The following is a 22,815-nucleotide window of genomic DNA, read 5'->3' as shown; positions in this document are numbered from 1 at the left end:
TCCGCAGCCCGCCGGACGAAGGTCCTGACGTGACCGAGAACAACCGCATCCACGCAGCCGCTCATCTCGCGGCAGCCAAAGCAAGCCACAAGAACGACGACATCGCCGCCATGCGCGAGGCACTCGACCAGCTCGGCCGCGCATCCGATCGCAATGCCGTCTTGCTCCTCGAAGCGGCGAAGATGTATGCGGCCGCGGGAGCCAACGAGGACGCCGTGCGCGCGTATTTGGAGGCCGGCACAGCCTTCATCGATCCTGAAGCGGAACTCGGCCGCGCGCGCGAGGCCTTCGACGCGGCACACGCCCTCGATCCGGTCAACTTGGATGTCATCTTCCAGATCGGCCGCGTCTACATGATCGAAGGCGACGCGCAGCGGGCGCTCGCGCAGTTCGTGCACGTGCTGCGCCACTCGAAGTACACGCACGCACCCGCGCTCTTCGAAGCAGCTTGCGTCTACGAGCAGCTCGGCCTGCACGATCAAGCCGTGCTGACGTTTCGGAAAGTGCTCGACCGCGATCGGACCAACGTGCCCGCGATCGTCCGGATGGGGCAACGTCTGCACTCCATGGGCATGCTGCCGGAAGCGATCGGCTACTACGTGCAGGCCGCCGAAGCCGCGTACGCTGCCGGGCAGATCGGAACGTGCCGTCACGTGATCAACGTCGTGCTGGGGTTGGATCCGAATAACCACCGTGCGCGGTCGGTGCTGTCGGATCTGAACGACATGCTCGCGGTCGCAAAGCACGAGCCGGAGAAGGTTGACCGCGGCGCAGCTCGAGCAGCCGAAGCGCCGACACCGACGCCCGCACCACCGGCAGACGCGGAAGTGCCGATTGTCGTGCCGACGCCCCCGGAGCCGACACCGGCGCAGCCGACGCCGCCTATCGAATATGCGACCCGCATGGATGTCGCCCGACTCGCCGCAAAATACGATCGGCACAAGAGCAAGCTTGACGAATTGAGCGCGGCGGTCGCCGCGATCGAAGAAGTGCTCGCGCGGCTGGAGATCGCAGCGAAAGCGCCGCCGCCACCGCCGCCGCAAGAGACCTCACGTAAGCAAACAGCTCCGCCTGTGAAATCACCCGCGCCGCCGAAAGCGGCGGCGCCCGCAAAGAAGACGACGGCGAAGCCGCGTAAGCGCACGTCATAGCGGCCTAGCCGAGCTGTGCGGTTCCGTACCAGCAGAGTTGGATCAGGATTCCGCCGAGCAGCGCTAGTGCGACGCTAAGGAACGTCCCTATCAGGAAGTACTCAGCAAACCGCTGGTCCTTCAATTCGGTGAAGCGCGCTATGGACTTGCCGGCGAAGATGAGCCCGATCACCGTGGGCGACTTCATGAGCACAGCGGTCACGATGAGCAGCCGCTCAAGCCACCCGATATAGAGGCCGGCGTTCGGCAAGGCGCTTACGCCGTCGATCGCCGGGATGTGATCGGCTATCGGTCGCGTGACTTGCCGGATGAGTTGGCCGCCTGCGAATATCGAGCCGGCATACACCGTGACACCCACCAGTATCTTGAATTTCAACGGCGCCGCCACGCCGAGCAGTGCCGCGATCGGAGCTGCGCCTGCGCCCGAGACGGTATCGGCGAAAGCGATGATGATACAGAGATGGAGCACTTGGCGGACCACAAATGTCCACGCGACCGGCACGTCTCGAGCGGGACGATCCGAGCGGATGCGGATGAGGTCAACCGCCGCCTGCGCGATGAGATATGCTAAAGTCCACACCGCGAATCGGACCGGCGCGGATAGCGCCGCAGGATCGAAAAGCGCGAGCGAGGCGATAAGGACCACGAGATGCACGAGGCTTCGCACAATCGTCCGTTTTCCGAGCGGCCTCGCTGCGGACGGTTCGTCGCCCCATGCCCACGAGTTGGTCAGCAGATACGCGAGCAGAACGGCGAGAGAAGCGACGAAGAGCGATTGCCCGCTGTCTACGGCGGTCTGCGCCATCAAGGCGAGTGCTGCTTCCAGTAGTGAGCGATAATGGTCTTAGCCGCCTCACGCGTGTTCACGAGTTGCCAGTAATATCCGCGCCGCAGCCGGCGAGAGATCGAAGACTTGTCGAGCCCGAGCCGCCGCGCGGTGGCATCCTGGCTTTTTGCCTTCAACTGAAGGTTGATGGCCTCCCATTGTTTCGCCGAGATCCGCTCGGCGAGAGTGTCATGCAATTGGTACAGGGTGTTCATGATGGTATCAAATTCTGAGCTCTCAGAAAGGAAGAGCGTCGAACGCGCCAAGGTGGTGCGCTCGGCGTTGAGCTGCGTGATCGCCTTGCGCGCGCGCTCGAACGCGCTGCCGCCGGCGAAGACGTTTACGGGTTTCTGCGCAGGATTTGAGACGTCGCCGATGCCGATCGCGACGCGCAGCTGAAAGGGGTGGAAGTATCGCCGCAAGTCCAAGAGCACTTGCGGAATATGTGCGAGTGCGGTCAGCAGCCCCTCGAACTCATCCCATGCGGTGACCGCGTAGTCGGATGCGATAAGCTCGCCCGTCCGGTGAAGCTTCGAAAGCGGCCGGAGCTTCTTGTCTCGCTCGGACGGGAAATCGGCAATCGCCCGCGATCCCGCGATATCTGCGGTCAGCACGGCGTACCGAGAGCTCTGTTTTTTCACGGTAGGTGACTCCCAATAGTTGTCGATATATACGCAACTATAACATGTTGCGTGAAATAATGCAACTACCGGAAGTTGTCGTCATTGAGGAAGAGGACGCCGGACCCCGCGTCCTTTGGCGCTGCCGCGCTACTCGATCGTCAGCGTAACGGTTGCGGTGTGAGTCACACCGTAGCAACATCCGCCCGTGACGTCCTTTGCGGTGATTGTGATTTCATAGCTCCGCCTCGACGTCATCGCGGTCGTGCTATACGTGACCGGTATGCCAGTTTTGCCGTTCGCGTCGAGCGGCAGGTCGTATCGCGCCTGATGGGGCGTTGGCCCACGTCCGTTGCCTGATGGCGATATGCGCGTGGTGCCAACGTTGATGCTTCCCGCAAGTCCGCACAGGCTTGTCAGTCCGATTTCGAAGGTCTTCGACGACCCAGCCGGTATGACCGCGGTCGACGGCGTCACCGATAGCGCGAAGTCGCGGGTGCACTGCGGCACGGCGAGCCGCTGAATTCCGAGCGACGAGACTTGCCGATGCACCGCGTTGGGCGAAACGGCTGAGACCAGGGGGGCGGACGAGCACCCGGCGAGCGCGAGCAACGAGATCGGTGCTATCGCGGCTAAGGTCAACCTTGAGAAACGAGTCACCATACACTCCTTGCAGCAGAGTATTCTGCTGCACGTTCGACGTTAGCGGTATATTCTGAAGGCTCTGTGAAAGCGAACGGTGCCGACGCGTCAACGCTTTGATATCAAGGCATTGCTTCGTGCCCACATTGTGCCATCGGAAAAACGAATTCGACGTCCGTTATGACCCGGAATGTGCTCGCGTCGAGAACGAGGTCGTACTACGGACCCGAGATCTCGCCCGTGAACATATCGATCATCACAGCCGCAGCGTGAGATTGGCCGCCGGTCGCAGTGAGAGTAAAGGGGATGGGCGGTCCGTGCTGATCCACCCAATGCACGCCGTCGAAGTACTGCGCGCTGCCGTTGCTCGCGAAGAGCAGCGGCGTGCTTGCGCTGATCGGGCCATAACCGAGCGCGACTCCCGGAAAGCTTCGCCGGACGATGAGGCCGCCGAGCGTGGTCCGCGGATCGAGGTTCGACGGGCGACCGTGATAGCACGAATAAGCGAAGGGCGACGCTGAGTCGATTTCAAGCGTCGCGCCGGCGCCTTCGTCGTTCTGCGCACTGCGTTCGAGCAGCGCGAGATCTTGGGCTAGGGTGCTCGCAGCGTCGTGGGCCTGCCGTTCGCGGGCGTAGGTCGCATAGCTCGGAATGCCGATAAAAAGCGCGACGAGCGCGATGATACCTGCGACCGCGAGAACTTCCAGCAGCGTCGCGCCGCGCCGCGCCGCTACGGTAAGACGCCGCCGCCGCTCGTGTTGCCGTCCGACCATTGCAATCCTTGGAAGTTGTCGACTTCGTGCGGCGGTCCGCCGCCCGGCGGGAGAACGAAGGCGCGAACCACGAGATCGGTCGTCGCGGGAGCCGCCAACTGCCCGGCCGCATCGCCGGGACTGTCGATCGCGTCCGGTCCTGCGTCGTCCACGACGCCGACGATCTCGGAATAGGGCGGAGCATTTTGAAAGACGCGCAAAAGCGTCGTGGTGGTGCGCTCGGCCGTCTTGACTCCGCTATTCGTGACGACAGCGGTGGACACGACCTGCACCGGCGCTTCGCTCACGTTGTTATTTTGCTCGAGGTTCGCGTCACGATGGTCGCCTTCGCTGCCGCCGCTGGCGAGGATGGGCGTGACCGTCACGCGGATGCTCGTATCCGAATCGACGGCGATCGTCTCGACGCCGCCTTGCTGTTGCAGCGCGACGATCGCGGCGCCGACATCGCCGTTGCTCGCCTGCAGCAACGCGCGAAACCAGCCTGCTCCCGCATCGGCGCCGCCTTGTGCCTGGAGCGCGCGCAAGTCCTCCACACTGCGGCGCAATCCCGCGGTCGAGACATACAGCATGACCGACAACACGGCCGCTAACACGAGGCTCGCGAGAAGCACCGTGATGAGCGCGACTCCTCGACTTCTGCGGCGCATCATCCGGGCCAAGAACTCGGAGACGGTGACGGCGTCGGCGGCGGCGATGGCGGCGGAGAACCGCCCGACGGCATCGGCGTGGGTGTCGCGTCGGGCGGCGGGGGCAACGGCACCGCCGGTCCGACGGTGCTGATCGCGCGCGCGAGCGTTCGCCCCATCTGATCGGTCACGGCGACAGCGATGTCGCTTGCGCCGGCAGCGCCGCTCGCCGAAGGCCCAACGGTGACGGTCAAGGTGAGCTGCCCGATCTGCGAGGTCGTCGTTCCATCGGTCACAGCGCCGTAGGCGGAGGCCGCCTCTTGATCGCCGAGCGCGTTGGCTGCGATACGGACGGCGTCTTCTTGGGTGGCAGCGATCGCATCGCCGCGCGCCATCACGATAAGCGTAGGAAAAACTGCTCCGACCACGATGGCGGCAAAGACCGCGACCGCGACGAGTGTTTCGATGAGGCTGAAGCCGTGCGCAGAACGGGTGTGTTGGGAACGCGCAGATCGCCCGCGCGCATTTGCAGCTGCGGAGAGCGGGCGAAACTTGCGAGCGACGATCACCGAGCGCGGGACGTCGCGCGATCCGATGCGCAAGAAGAGCGGGGACGACTGCACGACCGCCGGTCTATTGTAGAACTGCGGTCCGACGCGATATTCTGATCCGTCGAACAAGAGGCGGCCTTCGGGCGAGACGAAGACCGAAACGCCGCGCGTTGCCCATCCGCGCGGGTCATCCTCAACCCAGAGGCAGAGGCGCTGGAGCAGCGCGTCCCGCCGCGTCCAAGCCACGGCGATGAGCGCAAGCATCAGCAATCCGAACGCGGTGAGGAACAGACGCCATGGGAACTCGATCGCGGCGAGCCGGACAGGTGCCTGTCCGGCAGTCCAACCCACGGAGCCATCCATGATCGCATGACGGATCGGCGATGGGAGCGGGCCTGTGGGAATCGCGCGCAGCACGGTATAGTCGCTCACGGAAAACGACGCCTCGGAGACGCCGCCGCGCAATCGCATGATTCGGCGCGGAAGGAGCATTCCGGAAACGTCGGTCCAGTCGTCGAATGCGAACGAAACGTCGCCGACGCCGGCGGTATCTGCCATGCCGACGACCGAATCGCGAGCGTCGTTGAGATACAAGCGCAGTCGAGCAGTCTTCCAGACGGCGTCGCCCGCTATAGAAGAAACCGGCTCGGTCGCGAGGGTGCCGACCGCGACCGCCCAGGCGTTGGCGATAGATCCCGCCGCGAGCGGGTCGTCCACACCCACGTGAACACCTGGGCTGTCGACAGACGCACCGTGCGAGCCGGCACGCGCGACTTCAGACGGCGCGTGTTCTTCCAGGACCCAGCCGGACCGGTCGACCACGAGTTGGCCGCTCGCGCTCGGAGCGGACGCATCTGACGCATTTCGCACCGTGTACGTGATCCGGCCGCGAAACGCGTGGGCCTGATCCAAAACGGGGTACGCAAACGCCGGCGCCGCCGCGACGGTAAGCGTGCCGGCCAGCGCGAAAAAGCCGGCTAACGAACGCATAGGCGGTTCCTTTAGTCGGTGGCGGGTATAGAGGCCATTGTACTCGATACTGGCCGCGGCGGAAAGCCGAACATTCGTTTCACGAGAACGCCGGACAATGGCAAGAGCGCTCGCCCCGGCGTCGGTACCTCGCCGTCACATCCCGATATTTTCCACCCCGTAGTGCTTGAATTGCGGCCAAACCGCCGGCAGCGGCGGATGCATGCCGCGGCACAGAACGATGGGCCGATCGTGCTCGTACGGCATCTCGTAGGGAGAGGTGCCGAATCGCGCGACCACACGCGCCGAATCGCACATCGCGGCCCAGGCTTGCGGATCGACGTTGACCGCAATGACGACCGAGCCGTCGTATCCGTGCGGACCCCAGAGATAGTATTGATTGTTCCCGCTCAGCGCCGGCGGCAATCCGGCGCCGTAGAAATCGATCGCCGCCGCCTCGCCGTAATTCGAAGCGAAAATCGCCGCTTTCGCCTGATCGGCCGGCGGCAAACCGCGATAGACGTCGCCGACGCCGGCGGCAAGATCGCGCCAGCCGAACTCGTCCGAGAACACCTGCATGAGCGGCGCGCCGATACCTGCCCGCTCAAGCGGCGGCGGCCGGTTGCCTATACGATTGAGCATCTGCTGAAGTTTGGGCGGCGACATGACGGGCAGCACATAGGGCAGAGCAGCAGCGCCGTTCGCGGCAGCAAGCACCGCCCATACTGCGACGAACCAGCGCCACAGGCCGGTACACGCCGCGGCACCGAGCGCGAACATCGTCGGGTATCCGCCGGCAAGGTAGTACGCCTTGCCGTGCGTGATGAGTATCAAGATGGCTGTGACGACGAACGCTATCGAAAGGAACCTGAACGGCGCGAGGCGCGACGCCGCGAACGGAGCGATGATGGCGGTGATCCAAAGCGGCGCAAGAAGAGGACTGACCAAGAATATCTGGCCGATGAAGAAGACGAGCGGCGTTCCGATGAAGTTTCCGCTGTTGTCGTTACGCACGAGTTCGAGGAACGGAAAGCCCTGCGTCGCCTGCCACGCCACGTTCGGCGCCGCGATCAGCACGGCGATCCCGACGCCGATCCACAGATCGCGCGATCGAAAGATCTGACGATGGGAAGTCAACAAGACTCCGACGGCAAGGCCGAATGCCCACAAGAGAATTCCGTACTTGGTCTCAAACGCGAGGCCTGCGATCGCACCGGCCCACCAGAAGGCTCGCTGCTCTCCGCGAATCACAGCACGCGCGACGAGGTAAGCAACGGCGGTGAAGTCGAGCGGCTCAAACGTGGACGTCGTCAACGTCGCGGTCATGGCCGTGACGAGAGGAGCGCTCGCCGCTGCCGCCGCCGCCAGCCACGCGCCGCGCGCGGTCGCACCGAGGAGCCGCGCGAAGGCCACCGTGAGCGGCACGAGGGCCACGGCCGCGATCACGGCGGGCAAGCGCAGCAGCCATACGCTGATGCCGCCGAGCTGCGTCAACGCTGCGAGAATAGGCACGAACGGAGGCTGGTCCACGTAACCGAACGCCGGATGTCGACCGCAGATGATGAAATACAACTCGTTGCGGAACGCGTCGTACTGACCGGCGACCGCGAAGTGGACCGCTGCGACGACAGCGGCAACGCTCCAGGCAGCCCACTTCGTGCCCTTACTCATCGTGAGAGGTGCTACGCTCATCTACGCCTCCGATAACGTCCAATCACTTACATCGGGGTACCGGCGACTGCCTTCCGGCGAGCGCTCGTGCGAGACAAGAGCAAAGCCTGCCGCTACAGAACGTATGGCGCCCAGCCCAATGGAGAAGGCATGAAAGACTTCAACAAACTGACGGAGCGTGCGCAGGCCGCAGTCATCGGAGCACAGCGGCTTGCCGAAGAATACCGCGCGCCGGAGATCGATTCCGTCCACCTCCTCGCAAGTCTGCTCGAGGACCCCGAAGGCGTTCCGGCTGTGGTCCTCCGGCAATTGGGGACAGACGTGGCGCGCTTGGAGAAGAGCGCGCGTTCCGTCCTGGACTCGCGCGCGAAGGTATTCGGGGCCGCAGAGCCCACGCTGGGCCGCGAATTGCGCGACGTGCTCTTGCGGGCCGGCGACGAGGCGCTCTCCTTCAAAGATGAGTTCATTTCGACCGAGCATCTGCTGCTCGCGCTGGTCGACGTCGGAGGACGCACTGAAGCCGGCAGTTTGCTCACCGCAGCCGGGGTCACCAAAGACAAGCTGTTCGCCGCACTTGCCACGATCCGCGGTAACCAGCGGATAACCGATCAGAATCCGGAGGGGAAGTATCAGGCGCTCGAGCGGTACGGCCGCGATCTCACGGCGCTCGCTCGTCAGAACAAAGTGGATCCGGTCATAGGCCGCGACGAGGAGATCCGCCGGGTCATCCAAGTGCTGTCGCGCCGCACGAAGAACAATCCGGTACTGATCGGCGAGCCCGGCGTGGGCAAGACGGCGATCGTGGAAGGTCTTGCGCACCGCATCGTCCGCGCCGACGTTCCCGAGAGCCTGAAAAACCGGCGCATCGTCGCGCTGGATCTCGGCGCGCTCATCGCCGGCGCGAAGTACCGCGGCGAATTCGAAGACCGGCTCAAAGCCGTGCTCAAGGAGATCACGCAGAGCCAAGGCGACGTCATATTGTTCATCGACGAACTGCACACCGTCGTCGGCGCCGGGGCCGCCGAAGGTTCGATGGACGCTTCGAACATGCTCAAGCCGATGCTCGCGCGCGGTGAACTGCACACGATCGGCGCCACCACGCTTGACGAATACCGCAAGTACATCGAAAAGGACGCGGCTCTCGAGCGCCGCTTCCAGCCGGTGATGGTCGGCGAACCGACGGTCGAGGATACGATCTCGATCCTGCGCGGGCTGCGCGAGCGGTATGAAGTCCACCATCGCGTCAAGATCAAAGATTCGGCGCTTGTGGCCGCCGCCGTGCTTTCAAATCGCTACATCGCGGATCGTTTCTTGCCGGACAAAGCCATCGATTTAGTGGACGAAGCCGCGAGCAAACTGCGTATGGAGATGGACTCGATGCCGGTGGAACTCGACGAAGTCGAACGGCGTCTCATGCAGCTCTCCATCGAGCGCGAGGCGCTGAAGAAAGAATCCGATCCGGGCTCCACGACGCGCCTTACGCATCTTGAAGACGAGGTGAAGGATCTGCAAGAGCGGCGCGATGCGCTGCGCGCGCGCTGGGAAGCGGAAAAAGGGGCGCTGGGCGAGGTCAGCAAGATCAAGCAGCAGATCGAAGAGGCGAAGGCCGCACTGCAGCGCGCGAAGGACGCAGTAGATTACGCGAAGGCATCGGAGATCGAATACGGCCTGCTGCCCGATCTTCGCAAGAAAATTGCGACGGCCGAGGCCGCCTCGGCGCACACCGACGGCAAGATGTTCAAGGAAGAAGTGGACGAGCACGACATCGCCGAGATCGTAGGCAAATGGACCGGCATTCCTGTTTCTAAATTGCTCGAAGGCGAAATCGAGAAGCTGCTGCACATGGAAGACCGGCTGCACGAGCGTGTGATCGGCCAGGACGAAGCGGTCACTGCGGTGTCGTCCGCTGTACGCCGCGCCCGCGCAGGTCTCCAAGACCCGAACCGCCCCCTCGGGTCGTTCATCTTTCTCGGCCCGACCGGCGTCGGCAAGACCGAACTTGCGCGGGCTCTTGCCGAGTTTCTCTTCGATGATGAGCGGGCGATGATCCGCATCGACATGTCGGAGTACATGGAGAAGCATACCGTCTCGCGGCTCATCGGCGCGCCGCCCGGGTATGTCGGCTACGACGAAGGCGGCCAACTGACCGAGAGCGTTCGCCGCAGACCTTACTCCGTCGTGCTGTTCGATGAGATCGAGAAGGCGCATCCGGATGTCTTCAACGTGATGCTCCAGATCCTCGACGACGGTCGCCTGACCGACGGTCAAGGCCGCACCGTCGACTTCAAGAATACCGTGCTGATCATGACCAGCAACATCGGTTCCGCGGTCATCACGGAGTTCGCCGGCGACGAGCAAGCGATCCGCACGCGCGTGATGGAGGCGATGCGCGACCACTTCCGCCCAGAATTCCTCAATCGGATCGATGAGATCGTCATCTTCAAGAACCTGCAGCTCGACGACATCAAACGCATCGTCGAGATCCAGGTGCGTGGGTTGGAGCGCCGGCTGGCGGCGCGCGGCATCACGCTTCGATTGACCGACCAGGCAAAAGCGCTGCTCGCTCACCACGGCTTTGACCCGATCTACGGTGCGCGGCCGTTGAAACGCGCGCTGCAGAAAGAGGTCATCGACCCCCTTGCGTTGCGGCTCTTGGACGGTGAGTTCGTCGATGGCGATTCGGTCGACGTCGACGTCGTGGACGGCGAGATCGCGTTCGTAAAAGCGCTCGCCAGGCGTTGAGCACCGCGGCGCGTCTCAGATCGCGGCGGCCCGAACGCGCCCGGCATCCATGGATATTCGCGGGAGAGATCGCAGAGCTGCCCCAGAGCGTCAAGGACGGTGAGGTCGCGACCGTCCTCGACCATCGCGGTGCGTTCCTCGCGCGCGCGTACTGCAACCGCCGCTCCAAGATAGTTCTGCGCGTATTGACGTGGCGCGACGAACCGGTCGATGCATCGTGGTGGAGACGCCGGGTGGGAGAAGCGGTTGCGAGGCGCGGCCAGCAGCCCGAGGCCGGCGCCGTGCGGCTCGTCAACGCCGAAGGCGACGGCTTGCCCGGGCTTGTCGTGGATGCGTACGCGCGCTGGCTCGCCGTGCAGATCTCCACGCTCGGCATCGAATCCGTGCGCGAGACGATCGTGGACGCGCTCAAAGAATCCTATGCGCCCCACGCGATCTTCGAACGAAGCGATGTGCCCGAGCGCGAACTGGAAGGGTTGCAGCAACGCACTGGAGCGCTCTTCGGCGACCCGCCGAAGGACAAGATCGAGATCGGCGAAGGCGCGGCGCGGCTGCTCGTGGACATCGAGCGAGGACAGAAGACCGGGCTCTTCTTAGATCAGCGGCTCAATCGCGCAGCCGCGGCGGCGTATTCGCGGAACCGCTCCGTGTTGAACTGCTTCGCCTACAGCGGCGGATTCAGCGTCCATGCTGCGCTTGCAGGGGCCAGCGCCGTCACGTCTGTCGACATCTCTGCGGATGCCTGCCGCCTCGCGCGCGAGAACATGTCTCTCAATGGCTTTCCGGATTCGGAGGTCGTCGAAGCGAATTGCTTCACATATCTTCGCGACGCAAGTGACACCGGCAAGACGTTCGGACAGATCATCTTGGACCCGCCGGCTTTCGCTCGCGGTAAGGCGACGCTCGAATCAGCGACGCGCGGCTACAAAGAGATCAACCTGCGCGCGATCAAGATGCTCGAACCCGGCGGCGTCCTCGTGACGTGCTCATGCTCGCGGCCGCTGTCGCCGCGCGATTTTCTCGGCGTTCTTTGGAGCGCCGCAGCCGACGCCGGGCGCTCGATGCAGATCGTCGAAGAACGCGGGCACCCGCCCGATCATCCGGTCTCGCTCGATGCGCCGGAGACATCCTATCTGAAGTGCGTGATTCTCCGCGCGCTTTGAACGCGGACGCGCTCCTTCAAGGCGCGGGAGTCGCGGTGTCTATCGAGACGCTGATCGTGATGATGGGTTTGCCGTAGTTGGTGCTGACCGTCACCACCCGGTTTTCACGGCCGTCACCTCGCGTCCACTGATACGACGTTGTCGATTCAGCGCCAACGCTGAGGTGCGATGCTTGCGCATCGCCAGGCAGATGCGCCTTGTACCAGGCGTTGACTTGCGCGTACGAGTCGACGGTCGAGAGCGTGGTGATCTTCGTCGAGCCATCCGCCGCGACGCTCGACGAGCTGCTGCTCGGATCTTGCACGGCATCGGGATAGAGCGGCACGCCGAGCGATGATGGATCGACGGCGCCCTGTCCGATCTTGACCGTACCGCTCTTGTCCGAAAAAGTCAGCGACGAAGGCGTTGCTGCTGAAGTTGCGGCCGCTGCTGCAGGCGATGGGGTACCCGCCGCTTGGGGCGCGCGAGCGGCGGCACCGCTGTTCTCCGATGTCGCGCGGCCGCACGCCGCGCACGAGATGATCGTCGTCGCGGCAAGCGCCGTGACGAATGGTCTCACGATCCGGTCGTGGTCTTATGGCTCAAGACGATCGTGGTCTTTGTGCCGTCGCTTGAGATCTCGACGCTCTGCTGGTCTTTGTCGGTCGTCTTGCCCACCTGGAAGACGGCGGACGAGGTGGACCCGCTCGAGACGTTCATGACCTCGCTGCCCGCCGGGAATTGCGCCTTATACCAAGCTTCGACTTTGCCGAAAGAATCGTTCGTGGTCAGTGAGACGACTTGGCCCGTGCCCTCTTTGGATTGAACGGACCATCCGCCGCCGCCCGCGGCCGTCGCGCCGGGATACACGGGAACGCCGATCTTTGACGCGTCCACGTTTGTACCCATACTGACCGAGCCTTCTTTGGTGTTGATCGTCATCGAGCCGCCGGAGTTCGAAGCGGTGCCGCCGCCGGCATTCGCGTCGGCCGTCGCGGTACCGCTTGCGCTCGTGTCTGCCGGCGCAGTGCTCGTGTCTGTGCTGGCGGTCGATTTTTGCGATGACGAGCACGCGCCGAGTGCGAGCGCAAGCACGAAGACGAAAGCTATTGATCCTAGCCGCATCGGGATAACCTCCTCGTATGCCGGCGCCAAGCGCCGCCGGTCGTTGAGCGCCATGCTTCGTCGCGGCCGCGGCGCCGTCTTGCCTGCCCCACTACGACGCGGCGAGGGGTCCCCTCAATCGTTGCTGGCGGCAATGAAACGGTCGATGACGTCCGCAGGCGGCGGCGCCGTGAGCGTGCTCACCGCGATCGTGACCGCGAAGTTGACGGCGAGCGCGACGATGCCGGGATTCATGCCGTGCATCAGAGCACCGAGCCAATTCGCCGCGATAAGCACACCGATGCCGGCCACGATACCGCTTCCGACACCCCACGCAGTCGTGCGCCGCCAGCCGAATGCCAAAAGCGTACCCGGCAAGAATTGCACGATGCCGTTATACGCATACAGCAGCAGATCCACGAGATACACTTTGAGCGCGAACCACAAACCGTACGCCAGGAGGGCGAGAACGATCACCAAAATGCGCGTCAGCCGCGTGCGCGAGCGATCGTCTGACGGCGCGTGCAGCATATCTCCGGCGATATTCTTGGCGAAGATACTCGCTGCGGCAAGAAGTTGCGCGCTCACGGGCACGAGCGCCGCCAAACAGCCGGCCGCAGCGACAAGACCGAGCAGCCACGCCGGGTAGATCTGTCTGATCGAGAGCATGAACGCTTGGTCGCCGGCAGTGCCCTTCAGGCCGGGCATGATCAGCAGCGCGGCAAATCCGGCGAAGAGCACGAAGACGATCAATAGACTGTACAAGGGGAGAAGCATCGCGTTGCGCCGCAACGCATCGCCGCTCTTTGAACTGAAGATCGCTGCCGTTGAAGGCGGCCACATGAAGAATCCGGCTGCGGAGACGATCACCGATGTGACGAACCAAGCGACACCGTGAGGGGAAGCCCCGGGCGAAAGCGTGAGCCAACCGGGATGCGACGACGTCACAGCACGGAGCATTCCTCCCCATCCGCCCGCCGCATGCAGCGGCAACACGATGCCCGCGAATATCGCCGCGGCCAAGACGAGCGTGTCTTTGAGAACGCTTGCCCACGCCGTGCCCCGTAACCCGGTCGCCCAGACAAATCCGGTGATGAGCGCGACTGCGACCGCGACCGCGACGTAGGGTTCGACGAAACCGTATCCTGCGATGGATAACAAAAGCTGCAGACCGGTCAGCTGCAGCGTGATATACGGTATGAGGAAGAAGAATCCGACGAGCGCGGCAAGCCCGGCCAACGCCTGGCTGCCGTAACGAGCGCGGAAAATATCCGGCTGCGTTATCATGCCGAACGCGGCTCCGACACTTCGGATCTTCGGCGTCAGGAAGTATCCGATGATATACGCGACGGGGCCGTAGCAGAGGATGTAGAACGCGGGCGCCCCGAGGCCATACGCGTATCCGGCGGCGCCGAGAAATGTGAAACTCGTGTAGATCTCGCCGGCCATGAGCAGCCAGAGCAGCACCGAGCCTAGGGACCTGCCGCCCACCACAAAGTCCGTGGGCGAGTTGAGATTCGCGCGCGCCGCGATGACGCCAAGGGTGACCGCCGCGATGATCACGACCGCCACGATGCCGAGCGCGATGAAAGCGCTCGTCACGCGCGCCGCTCCAGCCTCGAGATGCAGAACAGACAGATTGGCGCCGCGACGACCCAGCCCACGATCCAAAGCAGCAGAAACGGCGCGCCGCCGACGCTCGGTTCCATCCGATTTGCAAAGGGAATCGCGAGGGTCAGCGCAATCGCCGGCACCGCCGCGAGCACGATCGCGGCATACCGCTTCATGCGGCTCACAAAATCACGACAGGTATGGTGCCGCCCCGATGCCCGCTTGCGCCGCGTCCATCACCATCTCGCTCACCGTCGGGTGCGCGTGGATGATCGACCCGAGTTCGGCAAGCGTCAGTGCGTCGGCCATTGCGACAGCGACCTCGTGGATCAATTCGACGGCATGTGCGCCCACGATCGTCGCGCCCAAGATGCGCCCCGTTGCCTTGTCGGCGATGATCTGCGCAAAGCCGTCCGGCTGGCCTTCAGCCAGAGCTTTGGCGGATCCCACGAATCGCGCCTGACCGATGACGGTCTCAAGACCTGCTTCCTTCGCCGTGTCGGCGTTGAGACCGACCATCGCGATCTCGGGATGCGTATAGATGCAGCTTGGCACAACGGTGTAGTCCATCGGCATGCGGTCGTGACCGAGCGCATTCTCGGCGGCGCGATGACCTTCCGCCGATCCTTTGTGCGCGAGCTGCAGCCCCCCGATGCAGTCGCCGATCGCGTAGATCTTCGGATTGGCTGTCTGCAGAAATTCGTCGACGACTATGTTGCCGCGCGCGTCAAGGGCGACACCGGCTGCTTCAAGGCCGATCCCCTTCGTCAAGGGTGTGCGGCCAACGGAGACGAGCAGCTTGTCACAATCGAGTTTCGTGCCGTCGTCCAGCTTGATCGTGATGCCGTTCTTGCGATAGTCATCCACGGCGGCCACTTTTCGGCCGGTGAGAAACTTGACGCCCTCTTTTTCGACGATGCGCTGAAAATACGCGGTGGTTTTTGCGTCGACGGCCGCGAGGATGCGCGGCAAGAGCTCGACGACCGTGATATCGGAACCGAGGGCGGCAAAGAGGCTTGCGAATTCGCAGCCGATGATGCCGCCGCCGATGATGACGAGCCGCTTGGGTATCGCGGTCAAACGCAGCACGTCATTTGAGGTCATAACCGCCGGATGGTGCATATCGAGACCCGGCAGACCGACCGGTTCCGTGCCGACCGCCACGATAAGACTGTCGAACGAGTAGCGTTTTCCGTCGACCACGACGGCGTCGCCCTCGATCACGCCTTGGCCGTGGATGACCGCGACCTTCTTGCGTTTGCACGCCGCCTCGACGCCGCCGCGCATTTTGAGTACGATGTCTTCTTTGCGCTGCATCATCCGTCCGAAGTCGATCTTCGGTTCGCCGACCGTGACTCCGAACTCCGCGGCATTGCGCACCGTGCGCAGCACATCGGCGCTCGCAAGAAGCGCCTTCGTCGGAACACAGCCCCAGTTCAAGCACGTGCCGCCGACTTCGGCGCGCTCGATCATCGTGGACGAAGCGCCGAGTTGCGCGGCGCGCAGTGCCGCGACGTCGCCTGCCGGCCCGCCCCCGAGGACGACGACGCGCGCGCTCACGACGGCGATGCGCCTGCGCGGCGCGGTCCGAGCGCTGCCGTGACGATGCGTTCTTGTTCGACTGCATGAGCCCCGGGATAACCTTCGCTTGGGCTAGCCCGGTCCGGGCGGCCCTCGTAGTCAAGGGCGATGCCGAGCGGTGCGAGTCTCTCGCGGATGCGCCGCGAGACGAATGCACGCGCACCCATGTTGCGCGGTTCTTCTTGGACCCACGTGACACGGTCGAGATCCGGATAAGACTTGACGAGCGCCATCACTGCATCGAGCGGGAACGGCTCCAGCATCTCGAGCCGCGCAATCGCGAGACCGCGGGGATTCAACCGCTTGACGCCGGCGATGAGATCGTAGTAGATCTTGCCGCTGCAGAGCAAAAGCCGTTTGACGCCCTTGCGATCCGTGACGAGCGGATCATCGATGATAGGCAGCAGGGAACCGTCGCTCAGATCCGCGGCCTGCGAGGTCGCGAACTTCATGCGCAGCAGACTCTTCGGCGTCATGACGACGAGCGGCCGCGCCTTTGACGTCAGCGCCTGATCGCGCAGGAGATGGAAATACTGCGCCGGCGTCGTGCAGTTGGCGATTCGAATATTGCCGTCGCTGGCCAGTTGCAGAAAACGCTCGAGGCGGGCGCTGGAGTGTTCGGGGCCCGCGCCTTCGTAGCCGTGCGGCAGAAGAAGCGTGAGGCGCGACGTCTGGCCCCACTTCGCGAAGCCCGCCGAGATGAACTGATCGATGATGATCTGCGCGCCGTTCGCGAAATCGCCGAACTGAGCTTCCCACAGGATCAGAGCGTCGGGCGCAGATGTGCTATAGCCGTACTCGAAGCCGAGGCACGCGTACTCGGAAAGCGGGCTATTGTAGACCTCGAATGAAGCGCGCGCGCCGGACAGATGCTGCATCGGCACATAGCGAGCATCGTTCTTCGCGTCGTGCAAGACGAGATGACGGTGGCTGAACGTGCCGCGCTCGGTGTCCTGACCGGTCAGGCGTATCGGCACACCTTGGACGAGCAGCGAAGCAAAGGCGAGCGCCTCCGCGTTGGCCCAATCGATCTCGCCGCCCTGATCGAGCGCCGTATTGCGCCGCTCGAGCTGCTTCGCGAGCTTTGGATGCACGGTGAAGCCGTCCGGCACCGCGACGAGCTGCCGGTTGAGCGAACGCAGCACATCCAAAGCAACACGCGTGTCAGGGCTCGACGCCACCTGCCCGTTGACGGGCCGCTTGGCTGCGTCGGCGCCGCCGTTTTCCTTGAGGCGCTTCTTGACGTTTGCGTGGGCTTCGGCCACGCGCGCATAGGCAGCGTCGAAGCGTTTTTTGACGTCGTCGACGGTCACGAGGCCCTCATCGAAGAGCCGCTTTGCGAAAATCTCTCGGACGGTGATGTGGTGCGCGATCTTGTCGTACATCCGCGGCTGCGTGTACGCGGGCTCGTCGGCTTCGTTATGGCCAAAGCGACGGTAGCCGATGAGGTCGATCAGCACATCGCGGGCGAACTGACGCCGAAACTGTTCGGCCAGGGTGATCGCTCCGATGCATGCCTCGATGTCATCCGCGTTCACATGCACGATCGGCATGTCCACGCTCTTGGCCAAATCGCTTGCATAGCGCGTAGAGCGCTCGTCCGATGGCTCGGTCGTGAAACCGATCTGATTGTTCGCGATGACGTGCACGGTTCCACCCACGGTGTAGCCGCGAAGTCCCTGTAGATTCAGCACCTCGGCTACCACGCCCTGACCCGTGAACGCCGCGTCGCCGTGCACGAGCAGCGCGGCGGACTTGGATCGATCGATCGTGGCGATCGGCGTGCGTCGATCGGTCTGGTCGGCGCGTGTCCTACCCACCACAACGCCGTCCACGGCCTCAAGATGGCTCGGATTGTTGACGAGCACGACGTCGATCGATGCGCCGGACGCCGTGGAATACTTGCCCTGCGCGCCCTGATGATACTTGACGTCGCCGGTCACGTCGCCTTGGCTCTCGCCGCCGCGCAGTTCGGCTTGCTCGAATTCCACGAGAACGTCTTCGTAGGGCCGGTCCACGACATGCGTGATGAGCGAAAGCCGGCCGCGATGCGCTGTGCCGATCTCAAGCTTCTTGACTCCGTCGTCGACAAGCAGGTGGAGCAGCTCCTCGAGCATGGGCACGAGCGCATCGATGCCCTCGATCGAAAACGTCTTCTGGCCGAGGAACGCCTTGCGCAGGTAGCGCTCGAACGCTTCCACGCGCGTGAGACGGTCCAGCAGCTCGAGTTTTCGCTCGCGCGTCAATGGCTTGACATGCGCGCCTGATTCTATCTGCTTGCGCAGCCATGAGCGCAGCTCGTGACTCGTGATGTGCTCCACTTCATAGGCGATGGTGGAGCAGTAGATGGAGCGGAGATTGGCCAGGACTTCGGCGAGCGTGTTTCCGGGCGCATATGTGCGCAACGCGCTGGCGGGCACGCGCGCTGCGAGCGCGTCATCGAGCTGCAGCGACGCAGGATCGAGAACGGGATCGCCGTCCTTCGGTCCTTCCAGCGGGTCGAGCGACGCGGCTGTGTGTCCGTGCGTGCGGATGCGGCTGATAAGCGCCATTCCCGCAGCGGCGGCCGCGATCAGGTCCGGCGACGATTCAGCCGGTTGGGCAGCCAAAGGCTGGGACGGACCGGCGGCAACGGCAGGTTTCGCCGGCGCTTCCATGGTCATAGCGACGTTGAGCGACTGGGCGATATGGTCGTAGAAGTCGTCTGCGCCGGCCAGCAATTGCTCGATGCGTCTCAAGAATTCGCCCGATTCCGCGCCCTGGATCACGCGATGATCGTACGTGCTCGTGAGCGTCATGATCTTGGAGACGTTCAACGCCGCGAGCTGCTCCGGTGACTGCGCCAACCCCGGCGGGTAGCCGATCGCACCGGCTGCGATGATCGCTCCTTGGCCCGCCATGAGACGCGGCACGGAAGCCACCGTTCCGATCGCGCCCGGATTCGTCAGGGTGATCGTCGCGCCGGCGAATTCATCGGGCATGAGCTTTCCGTCGCGCGCCTTTGCGACGAGCTGTTCATATGCTGCGTGAAACGCTGCGAATGTCAGATCGGCTGCATTGCGGATGACCGGGACCACGAGGAGCCGCGTGCCGTCTTTACGTTGCAGATCCACCGCAAGACCGAGCTGCACGCCGCCGGCGACCCGCTCCGGCCCGCGGTCAGAACGATGGAATGAGGCCGTCATCCCCGGCATCTCTCGCGCGGCGCGCGCCAGCGCGAATGCTATGAGATGCGTGAATGAGATCTTCTCGGATCGTCCGGCTTGTCTTAGTGCGCTGTTCAGCGCCGCGCGACGAGATTCGAGCACGCCGACCGCGATGGTCCGGAAACTTGTCGCCGTCGGAATGCTGAGGCTCGTTTCCATCGCCGCGGCGAGCGCCGCAGCAGGCCCTTTGAGCGCGGTTGAATTCGGCGACGGTTGCATGTGAGGCTGAGTCTTACCGTCCGGCGGGGCAGGCGATGCTTGCCCTACTGCGGGATTCGGCGTGGGCGCGGCAAGCGCGGCGTTGATATCGGATTTTCGCGCGGCACCGCCCGGCCCGGATCCGTTGACCGCGGCGATGTCTATTCCGGCGAGCGCGGCGGCGCGCCGCGCAAGCGGCGAGCACTGTGCGACCGGCTGAGATCTCTGCGGGGCCGCAGCCGTAAGCGGCACATCGGCTTTCGGTCGCGATTCTTCTTGCGCCGGAGGACTTGCGATGGTCGCCGCGGGCGTCGCGACGGAGTCCGTCGGTCCGATCTCGCAGAGCGGCGCGCCGATCTCTACGACCGCGCCGTTCTCCGCGATTATCCGCGTCAAGCGTCCGCTGACAGGCGACGGGATCTCGATGAGCGAGCCGTTCGCGTCCACCTCGACGATCACGTCGTCGCGTTCAACCATATCGCCCACCGCCTTGTGCCAATTCTTGACGACGCCGCGCTTGAGCGCTTCGCCGATCGAAGGCATCTCGACGGTGGTCGTGTTCGGAGATGGCGCGGGAGAAGCAGATTCGGCGGCAGGTTTGTCGGCATTCTCCGACCCGGAGACTTGAATCTCGGCCAGCAGTGCGCCGACTTCGACCGTGTCGCCGTCTTTAACGACGATGCGCGCGATCCGGCCTGCTGCGGGGGACGGGATCTCGACATCTACTTTGTCGGTCGTCACGTCGATGATGGTCTCGCCAGCGGCGATCGTGTCGCCGGCGGCCTTGCGAATGCCCGTTACGGTTCCTTGCGTGACAGACTCGCCCATGGATGGGAGGACGACAGGAACCAGCGCGTCCGGCAAATATGACTCCTACTTTTGTTCAAAGCGGTGCGAATCCGGGCGCACTTCACATGCCCGATTGCTCGTCATTGATTTCCCTACACCCGGTGATGCGCCCTTGGCGGCCAGTGCGTTAACGCACGTATGACCCGCCGTTGACGTCGATGGTCGCGCCGTTCAGATACGATCCGAGCGGCGATGCGAGAAAGGCGACGATGGGCGCGACTTGGTCTGGGCGTCCGACGTAGCCGACGGGAATCTCGCCGACGATTTTTGGCCGATCGACGTCCAAGTCGGGAGCCGCCATCTCGGTCTCTATGAAGCCCGGTGCGACGGCAAACGAGAGAATGCCGTCCGGTGCGCATGAGCGAGCGATCGATTTCGTGAGGTTCACGAGCGCCGCTTTGCTCGCGCCGTAATCTGCGTGCTCGAGTTCCCCGCGATGCGCAGCGCGTGAAGCGATGTTGATGATCCGCCCGCCGCCGTGATCGCGCATGTGGCGGATGGCGAGCCATGCGAGATCGGCTGCTCCGAACACATTTATATCGAAGGTACGGCGCCAGCCGGCTCGCCACGCATCGAAGGAGTCGCCGTCGAACGGGTTGGTCGCGAAGATCGCGGCGTTGTTCACGAGCACGTCCAATCGGCCGAATCGTCGCACGCATGCGTCGACCAGACCCGGCATGCCGGCAAAGTCAGCCATGTCGAGACGCTCGGCGGCGGCGCGTTCGCCAAGTTCGGATGTGAGCAGCTCGGCGAGGTCGGATCTTGCGTGATACGTGAAGAAGACGCTCGCTCCCGCGGCGTGGAGATGTCGGACGATGGACTCGCCGATGCCGCGCGATCCGCCGGTGACGAGCACGACGGTTCGGGAGAGGTCGATCGCAAGCGTCATAGATACTCTCGCAGGCGGCGCATCCACTCGGCGAGCTGCGCGTTGTAATGGCTTGCGTACGAGCGATCGGGCAACGGCGGGGGACTTGTGTACAGAACGACGACGTATCGGCGGCCATTCGAGGTCACGAGAATGCCGGCGTCGTGGCTCACCTCGTCCGTCTCGCCGGTTTTGTGCATGAATCGGTCGCCGCGCGAGAGGCCGGCGGCGAGCTTCTCATTGTGGAGACAGCGTGCGAGTATCGCGCGCTGCTCGGCGGCGAAGGGTACGCGGTCCAATGCGATCAGCGCGAGGAGCAATGCGATCTCATCGGGCGGCAGCCGGTTTCGGCCCGTCATTCCGGGATCGTCGATGAGCGGCTCGGACCCGGAGAGTTTGCGACCCGCAAGAAACGTCGTGAGCCCCAGGCCGCGCATCGCTTCTGTCACCGTCTCGCGGCCGAGCAGGTCGTAGAGTTCGTTCGTCGCGATGTTGTCTGAAGCCGTGATCATGAGGTCGATCAACTCGCGCAGCGTCGCGCGATATCCCGGCGCGAGCGGTGTGGTCTCCGCGGTCGTCGTCTGATTGGCCGCGCTCACCGTCACGGCTGTATCGAGATCGAGGCGGCCGTCCGCGATCTGCCGGTACGCCTCGACCATCAGCGCGACTTTGATGACGCTGGCGGGGTAGATGTTCTCCGTCTCGCGATAGCGGCCGCGGCGCATCGTCTGGAGATCGATCACGACGGCATGACCGATCGTATCGAGATCCGTGCTCTTCAGCGCTTCGCGTACGACGATGTCTAGTGCGGCATCCGGCTGCGGCGTCAGCAGAGCGGTCATGGATGCGTCGCCGCGACGGTCCACGCTTTCGCCGCGTACGTGTCGTCGAAATCGATGCCCACCCGCGTGAACATGGGATGGGCCGTCCATTCGACGTGCCCCGTGTACGATTGCGTGCCCGGCAGGCCTGCGGTGACATCGAACTCCGCCGAACCGCTGAGCGTGAACGTCGCCGCTTTGAACCCTTTGGCATCGAGGTCGCTTGCCGGTTGCGCCATGCCGCTCGCGCTGACCCCGATGGTCGCGATCGTATGGCCGGCACGCTGCTCCAACGATTTGAGCGTATCCGTATACGTCATCGTGGCTTGTGCCAGCGATCGGTCGAGCAGCGCCACGCGCGAGAATGACCACGTCGCTCCGACGGCCACTGGCGCCTTCGGCAATTGGTCGAGCGCGCCGTCGCCGGCATCCGCGACGCTGGCTTGGGACGGTGTGCGGGTTCCGTCAGACGCGAGGGCGCCGATATATTTGTCGTGCCGGGTAACCGTAGACGTGTCCTTCGGCGCCGCGCCGCCGAAATGCCGGACGCTCGTGTCGTCGACCGAAACGTGCGTGCCATCCGCACCGACGTCGATGATGGCGCTGCGGTCGTCCACGAGCGTCGTCGGCGCGGCGCGGCTGCCCAGCAGTGACATGAGCGTGTGATTCATCTGATACGAGACGACGTGCGTGATCGTGCGTGCCGCCGTGATTCGTGTGTTTGGCGCAAGATGGAGAACGAGCTGGACGGAGTTCGACGCTTGCACGCTCGGCGAACCGGCCGCGGGCACGATAGCAACGGCGAGACCGATAGCAGCGCAGAGCGGCGTCAACCGATGAGGCCTACGCCGATCGTGCGGCGAA

At 63.9% G+C, this 22,815-nt stretch carries 19 protein-coding genes; 3 read left to right on the top strand and 16 right to left on the bottom strand.

Annotation, left to right across the window (positions count from 1 at the left end; all coding sequences use genetic code 11):
• The first annotated feature begins 29 nt into the window (after window positions 1–29).
• Window positions 30–1,151, top strand: a complete 1,122-nt coding sequence (locus VKT51_00420; protein ID HLJ82620.1) for a tetratricopeptide repeat protein — start codon at window positions 30–32, stop codon at window positions 1,149–1,151.
• A gap of 4 nt (window positions 1,152–1,155) precedes the next feature.
• Here VKT51_00420 and VKT51_00415 read toward each other — a convergent pair whose 3' ends face one another.
• From VKT51_00415 to VKT51_00385, 7 genes are all read right to left on the bottom strand, one after another.
• Window positions 1,156–1,956 carry a hypothetical protein gene (locus VKT51_00415; GenBank protein ID HLJ82619.1) on the bottom strand — a complete coding sequence of 267 codons (801 nt, stop codon included), beginning with the start codon at window positions 1,954–1,956 and terminating at the stop codon, window positions 1,156–1,158.
• Window positions 1,956–2,618 carry a SatD family protein gene (locus VKT51_00410; protein ID HLJ82618.1) on the bottom strand — a complete coding sequence of 221 codons (663 nt, stop codon included), beginning with the start codon at window positions 2,616–2,618 and terminating at the stop codon, window positions 1,956–1,958. Before VKT51_00410 ends, VKT51_00415 begins: the two co-directional genes overlap by 1 nt.
• A 129-nt stretch (window positions 2,619–2,747) precedes the next feature.
• A complete protein-coding gene (locus VKT51_00405) occupies window positions 2,748–3,257 on the bottom strand; it encodes a hypothetical protein (protein HLJ82617.1) in 510 nt (169 codons plus the stop codon).
• A 200-nt stretch (window positions 3,258–3,457) separates the two neighbouring features.
• Window positions 3,458–4,012, bottom strand: coding sequence for a hypothetical protein (locus VKT51_00400; protein HLJ82616.1), 555 nt, complete (start codon window positions 4,010–4,012; stop codon window positions 3,458–3,460).
• The gene (locus tag VKT51_00395) at window positions 3,970–4,662 is read right to left on the bottom strand and encodes a hypothetical protein (GenBank protein HLJ82615.1); all 693 of its coding nucleotides are present in this window, start codon (window positions 4,660–4,662) and stop codon (window positions 3,970–3,972) included. Before VKT51_00395 ends, VKT51_00400 begins: the two co-directional genes overlap by 43 nt.
• On the bottom strand, window positions 4,659–6,179 hold the full coding sequence (locus VKT51_00390) for a prepilin-type N-terminal cleavage/methylation domain-containing protein (protein ID HLJ82614.1): 1,521 nt from the start codon (window positions 6,177–6,179) through the stop codon (window positions 4,659–4,661). Before VKT51_00390 ends, VKT51_00395 begins: the two co-directional genes overlap by 4 nt.
• 135 nt (window positions 6,180–6,314) lie before the next feature.
• Window positions 6,315–7,850, bottom strand: coding sequence for a glycosyltransferase family 39 protein (locus VKT51_00385; GenBank protein ID HLJ82613.1), 1,536 nt, complete (start codon window positions 7,848–7,850; stop codon window positions 6,315–6,317).
• Window positions 7,851–7,979: 129 nt separating this feature from the next.
• Between VKT51_00385 and clpB the strand changes: the two genes are divergently transcribed.
• Complete coding sequence (gene clpB, locus VKT51_00380; GenBank protein ID HLJ82612.1) at window positions 7,980–10,571, top strand: ATP-dependent chaperone ClpB; 2,592 nt, start codon at window positions 7,980–7,982, stop codon at window positions 10,569–10,571.
• A complete protein-coding gene (locus VKT51_00375) occupies window positions 10,568–11,734 on the top strand; it encodes a class I SAM-dependent rRNA methyltransferase (GenBank protein ID HLJ82611.1) in 1,167 nt (388 codons plus the stop codon). The genes clpB and VKT51_00375 overlap by 4 nt, the downstream gene beginning before the upstream one ends.
• Before the next feature lie 16 nt (window positions 11,735–11,750).
• Here the strand turns inward: VKT51_00375 and VKT51_00370 are convergent, their stop codons facing one another.
• The 9 genes from VKT51_00370 to VKT51_00330 form a co-directional block, all read right to left on the bottom strand.
• Window positions 11,751–12,293, bottom strand: a complete 543-nt coding sequence (locus VKT51_00370; protein ID HLJ82610.1) for a hypothetical protein — start codon at window positions 12,291–12,293, stop codon at window positions 11,751–11,753.
• Window positions 12,290–12,838 carry a hypothetical protein gene (locus VKT51_00365; GenBank protein ID HLJ82609.1) on the bottom strand — a complete coding sequence of 183 codons (549 nt, stop codon included), beginning with the start codon at window positions 12,836–12,838 and terminating at the stop codon, window positions 12,290–12,292. Before VKT51_00365 ends, VKT51_00370 begins: the two co-directional genes overlap by 4 nt.
• 114 nt (window positions 12,839–12,952) lie before the next feature.
• A complete protein-coding gene (locus tag VKT51_00360; protein HLJ82608.1) occupies window positions 12,953–14,419 on the bottom strand; it encodes a hypothetical protein in 1,467 nt (488 codons plus the stop codon).
• Window positions 14,416–14,604 carry a DUF3311 domain-containing protein gene (locus VKT51_00355; protein ID HLJ82607.1) on the bottom strand — a complete coding sequence of 63 codons (189 nt, stop codon included), beginning with the start codon at window positions 14,602–14,604 and terminating at the stop codon, window positions 14,416–14,418. Before VKT51_00355 ends, VKT51_00360 begins: the two co-directional genes overlap by 4 nt.
• A gap of 13 nt (window positions 14,605–14,617) precedes the next feature.
• The gene (lpdA, locus tag VKT51_00350; protein ID HLJ82606.1) at window positions 14,618–15,988 is read right to left on the bottom strand and encodes a dihydrolipoyl dehydrogenase; all 1,371 of its coding nucleotides are present in this window, start codon (window positions 15,986–15,988) and stop codon (window positions 14,618–14,620) included.
• Window positions 15,985–20,277, bottom strand: a complete 4,293-nt coding sequence (locus VKT51_00345; GenBank protein HLJ82605.1) for a multifunctional oxoglutarate decarboxylase/oxoglutarate dehydrogenase thiamine pyrophosphate-binding subunit/dihydrolipoyllysine-residue succinyltransferase subunit — start codon at window positions 20,275–20,277, stop codon at window positions 15,985–15,987. The genes lpdA and VKT51_00345 overlap by 4 nt, the downstream gene beginning before the upstream one ends.
• A gap of 112 nt (window positions 20,278–20,389) precedes the next feature.
• Window positions 20,390–21,151: an SDR family NAD(P)-dependent oxidoreductase gene (locus VKT51_00340; GenBank protein HLJ82604.1), complete on the bottom strand. Its 762-nt coding sequence runs from the start codon at window positions 21,149–21,151 to the stop codon at window positions 20,390–20,392.
• Window positions 21,148–21,972, bottom strand: coding sequence for a serine hydrolase (locus VKT51_00335; protein ID HLJ82603.1), 825 nt, complete (start codon window positions 21,970–21,972; stop codon window positions 21,148–21,150). Before VKT51_00335 ends, VKT51_00340 begins: the two co-directional genes overlap by 4 nt.
• Entirely contained in the window at window positions 21,969–22,784 is an 816-nt protein-coding gene (locus VKT51_00330; GenBank protein ID HLJ82602.1) for a hypothetical protein, read from the bottom strand. Before VKT51_00330 ends, VKT51_00335 begins: the two co-directional genes overlap by 4 nt.
• Window positions 22,785–22,815: the final 31 nt, after the last annotated feature.

This window comes from Candidatus Eremiobacteraceae bacterium (assembly GCA_035295225.1).
Taxonomy (GTDB): Bacteria; Vulcanimicrobiota; Vulcanimicrobiia; order Eremiobacterales; family Eremiobacteraceae; genus JABCYQ01.
This window is presented reverse-complemented; position numbering and strand designations above follow the sequence as displayed.